The sequence below is a fragment of the Azospirillum sp. B506 genome (assembly GCF_000333595.1).
Classification (GTDB): Bacteria; Pseudomonadota; Alphaproteobacteria; order Azospirillales; family Azospirillaceae; genus Azospirillum.
This window is the reverse complement of sequence record NZ_BADK01000592.1, coordinates 1-4,372: the sequence shown is the minus strand read 5'-3', so window position 1 is coordinate 4,372 and position 4,372 is coordinate 1. Positions and strand designations below refer to the sequence as shown.

Annotated in this window: 2 protein-coding genes and 1 pseudogene; all 3 read right to left on the bottom strand. The window is 65.9% G+C overall.

The genetic code is table 11. The annotated features are described in order from the left end of the window. Positions 1-588 (bottom strand): annotated as a pseudogene (locus tag I71_RS17230) (esterase-like activity of phytase family protein); the annotation flags it as partial. Positions 589-741: 153 nt separating this feature from the next. Next, entirely contained in the window at positions 742-1,509 is a 768-nt protein-coding gene (pflA, locus tag I71_RS17225; RefSeq protein ID WP_042696070.1) for a pyruvate formate-lyase-activating protein, read from the bottom strand. Positions 1,510-1,766: 257 nt separating this feature from the next. Continuing rightward, a complete protein-coding gene (pflB, locus tag I71_RS17220; protein WP_199902202.1) occupies positions 1,767-4,037 on the bottom strand; it encodes a formate C-acetyltransferase in 2,271 nt (756 codons plus the stop codon). Between the last annotated feature and the right edge of the window lie 335 nt (positions 4,038-4,372).

Genomic DNA, 4,372 nt, shown 5'->3' with positions numbered 1-4,372 from the left:
GTCGCTGATGTAGAAGCTGCCGTCGGACAGCCGGGCGATGCCCTCGGTGTCGAGGCTGATCTTGCCGTTGTAGGCCTGCGGCAGGACCGGGAAGCCGCCGGTTGCGGCGCGCAGGCCGGTGCGGGGCTGCGGATCGAGGCCGGTGGTGACGGCGCCGTTGGCTTCCGTCAGCAGGGTGGTGTCGAGCAGGCTCAGCCCGATCTGCGACTGCTGTCCGCTGCCGGCGGCCAGGGCCGTGCTGCCGTAATAAGGAGTCAGCGACAGGGCCAGCGTGTTGAAGCGCGGCCGGTAGTCGGTGGTGCCGGCCACGTTGTAGCCACGGTCGGGCAGGGCATACATGATGCCGCTGTAGCTGTCGCCGCTGCGCCGCCAGGATCTGGCGTCGAAGGTCAGCCCCGACATCGAGCCGAAGGTCTCGCCATACTTGTCGCGGGTGGAAGAACTGATCCGGCCGACGCCGACCAGACCCTGGTTGGCAAAGCTGGAGCCACCGACGGTAACGCTGTCCACGGCCTGGGCGGAGGCGACCCCCATCGCAGCTCCGCAGGTGGACAGGATGAAAGTGGCGAGGCCGGTGGCGGACAGCAACGCCGTCCTTAACCGTCCCGCACGGTGTATCCCTTGCATTGTGTAGAACCCCCCAATTGAAACCCAAGCGAATTCCAAAGGGGTATTAGGCGCGGGCGCGTGACGGTGTCGTGTAGCCTTGGTGACGTGTCGATGACGTTTTGGCGGAGTGGCTCAGTCCGCCCGCAGTCCCCGTGCCTGGAACTGTCCGCGCACCCGCTCCACCAGTGCGCGTGAAGGCGGTTCGGTGTCGGTCAGCATGTATTTGCGCCCCAATGCCTTCCACTTGTGCTCGCCCATCTTGTGGAAGGGCAGCACGTCGACCCGGTCGACCACGCCGAGTCCGGCGACGAACTCCGCCAGCCCCTCGATCTCGGCCGCGTCGTCGGTCAGGTTGGGAACCAGCACATAGCGCAGCCAGATGCGCTTGTTCATCCCGGCCAGCCGCTCCGCGAACTCCAGCGTCGGGCGCAGCGGAACGCCGGTCAAATGGCGATAGGTCTTTTCGGAAAATGCCTTGATGTCGAGAAGGACGAGATCGACGTCCTCCAGCAGAAGGTCGTCGGCATGGTTGCCGAGGAAGCCGGAGGTATCCAGCGCGGTGTGCATGCCCAGTGCCTTCGCGCCGCGCAGGATGGCGGCGGTGAATTCCGGCTGCACCAGCGGCTCGCCGCCGCTCAGCGTCAGGCCGCCATGGGCACGCTTGAGGAATTCCGCATACAGCGCGATGTCTTCAAGAATTTCGGTCGAGGTTGTCCGCGTCCCGTCATGCATGTGCTGGGTGTCGGGGTTATGGCAGTACAGGCAGCGCAGCGGACAGCCCGACATGAACAGCACATAGCGGACCCCCGGCCCATCGACGGTGCCGCCGGTTTCGACCGAATGGATCCAGCCGGAGACGGAGCCGGGGCGGGCTTGGGGGAGGGGGGGAGATTGTGTCATCGGAGCTTGCTCATTTTAAAAGGCCGGGCCGTCTCGCCCTCTCTCCCCCGGGGAGAGGGAGGGGACCCGCGCCGAAGGCGTGGGGAGGGTGAGGGGGCCGGCACGCGATCCGCGTGCCGCCAAGGGGCATACTGCCCCTTGGCAATCCCCTGGCACGGGCGTTCCGCCCGTGCTCCCCCTCACCAACCCTCTCCCCAGGGGGGAGAGGGCTTTCAGGCGGGTTGTCGACGTTACTGTGTCGACTTCCCGCACACCCCTCAGTGCTTGTCGTGGAACGTGCGGCTGATGACGTCGAGCTGCTGCTCGCGCGTCAGCTTGATGAAGTTCACCGCGTAGCCGGACACCCGGATGGTCAGCTGCGGATACAGCTCCGGATGGTCCATGGCGTGCAGCAGCGTCTCACGGTCGAAGACGTTGACGTTGATGTGGTGGCCGCCCTGGGCGGCATAGCCGTCCAGCATACCCACCAGATTGCTGACCCGCTCATCCTCGGTCCGGCCAAGCGCGCCGGGGACGATGGTGAAGGTGTAGCTGATGCCGTCCTGCGCATGGGCGTAGGGCAGCTTCGCCACGCTGGCCATCGACGCGATGGCGCCCTTCTTGTCCCGCCCGTGCATCGGGTTGGCGCCCGGCGCGAAGGGCTGGCCGGCCTTGCGGCCGTCCGGCGTGTTGCCGGTCTTCTTGCCATAGACCACGTTGGAGGTGATGGTCAGCACCGACTGGGTCGGCATGGCGTTCCGGTAGGGCTTCTGCTTGCGCAGGGCCGTCATGAAACGCTCGACCGCCCACACCGCGATGTCGTCGACCCTGGCGTCGTTGTTGCCGAAGGCCGGATAGTCGCCCTCGATCTCGAAATCGGTGGCGAGGCCCTTGGCGTCGCGGATGACCTTCACCTTGGCGTACTTGATCGCCGACAGGCTGTCCGCCACCACGCTCAGGCCGGCGATGCCGCAGGCCATGGTGCGCAGGATGTCGCGGTCGTGCAGCGCCATCTCCAGCCGCTCGTACATGTACTTGTCGTGCATGTAGTGGATGGCGTTCAGCGCGTTCATGTAGACCTTGGCCAGCCACTCCATCATCGGCTCGAAGCGGGCCATGACCTCGTCATAGTCCAGCACGTCGCCGGTGATCGGGGCGAAGGCCGGGCCGACCTGCTCGCCGGACACTTCGTCCTTGCCGCCGTTGATGGCGTACATCAGCGTCTTGGCCAGGTTGGCGCGGGCGCCGAAGAACTGCATCTGCTTGCCGATGCGCATGGCCGAGACGCAGCAGGCGATGCCGTAATCGTCGCCCCAATAGCCGCGCATCAGGTCGTCGCTCTCGTACTGGACCGAGCAGGTCTTGATCGAGGTGTCGGCGCAGAAGCGCTTGAAGCCTTCCGGCAGCTTCTCCGACCACAGCACCGTCAGGTTCGGTTCCGGCGCCGGGCCGAGGTTGTGCAGGGTCTGCAGCATGCGGAAGTTGGTCTTGCTGACCAGCGTCCGGCCGTCCAGCCCCATGCCGCCCAGGCATTCCGTCACCCAGGTCGGGTCGCCGGAGAACAGCTGGTCGTATTCCGGCGTGCGCAGGAAGCGGATCAGACGCAGCTTCATGACGAAGTGGTCGATCATCTCCTGGGCTTCGGCCTCGGTGATGACGCCGTCGCGCAGGTCGCGGTCGATGTAGATGTCGAGGAAGCTGGACACGCGGCCCAACGACATGGCGGCGCCGTTGGCTTCCTTGACCGCCGCCAGATAGGCCAGATAGGTCCACTGCACCGCTTCGCGGCCGGTGGCGGCCGGGCGCTTCACGTCGAAGCCGTAGGAGGCGGCCATCTGGACCAGCTCCTTCAGCGCCTTGATCTGTTCGGAGATTTCCTCGCGCAGGCGCAGGACATCCTCGTCGATCCGGCTGACCTCCAGCGAGGCGAGCTGGGCCTTCTTGTCCTTGATCAGGAAATCGGCGCCGTACAGCGCCAGCCGGCGATAGTCGCCGATGATGCGGCCGCGGCCGTAGGCATCGGGCAGGCCGGTGATGACGCCGGACTTGCGGCAGCGCAGCATCTCGGGCGTGTAGACATCGAACACGCCGTCATTGTGCGTCTTGCGCAGGGCCGGGAACACCTCCTCCAGCTTCGGCGACGGCTTGAAGCCATAGGCTTCCAGACCGGTCTTGACCATGCGCCAGCCGCCGAACGGCATGATCGCGCGCTTCAGCGGCTTGTCGGTCTGCAGGCCGACGATCACCTCCAGCTCGCGGTCGATGTAACCGGCGTCGTGCGAGGTGATCGAGGCGAAGATTTCGGTATCGGCATCCAGCACGCCGCCCTTGGCGGCGCGTTCCTGCTTCAGCAGGTCGGTGACCTTGGCGAACAGCGCGGTGGTACGGGCGGTGGGACCGGCGACGAAGCCCGCGTCGCCTTCATAAGCACGCAGGTTGCGCTGGATGAAATCGCGGACGTCGACCGAGCGGCGCCAGACGCCCGGGGCGAAGCCGCGCCAGGGGTCGGCGGCGGACTGCTGCTCCGTAGTCTGGGCAAGTCCGTCCATCAGCAGGGTGTCCATGATGACTCCTCAGAGATATAGCCGTCGGCGCGGGTCGAATGCCGTGTCGGCGGTCTCGTGGTGCCCGCGAACCGCGCGGGACGATTGAAAGCTTAGGCGCGCTGGGCGCCGGATTCCTTGACACACGTCATATTTTCAGTCCGGGCGCCGGGGGGCCGATCTCCTGACCGATGCCGTCTGTTGCGCCCGCTCTGTAGTTTTACTACATACTCCCGGACGGGCTTCCGGACAAGGCGAACCGGCCCGGCATTTTGTCGCAGGGCAAGCCGCAGCAGGTTGAAACGCTGGAAAGGGCGCTCCGCGCCCGACGAATCGTCTCA

Excerpts from the sequence above, each read along its gene's own strand:
- pflA (WP_042696070.1), bottom strand. The coding sequence starts at position 1,509 with ATGACACAATCTCCCCCCCTCCCCCAAGCCCGCCCCGGCTCCGTCTCC.
- pflB (WP_199902202.1), bottom strand. The coding sequence starts at position 4,037 with ATGGACGGACTTGCCCAGACTACGGAGCAGCAGTCCGCCGCCGACCCC.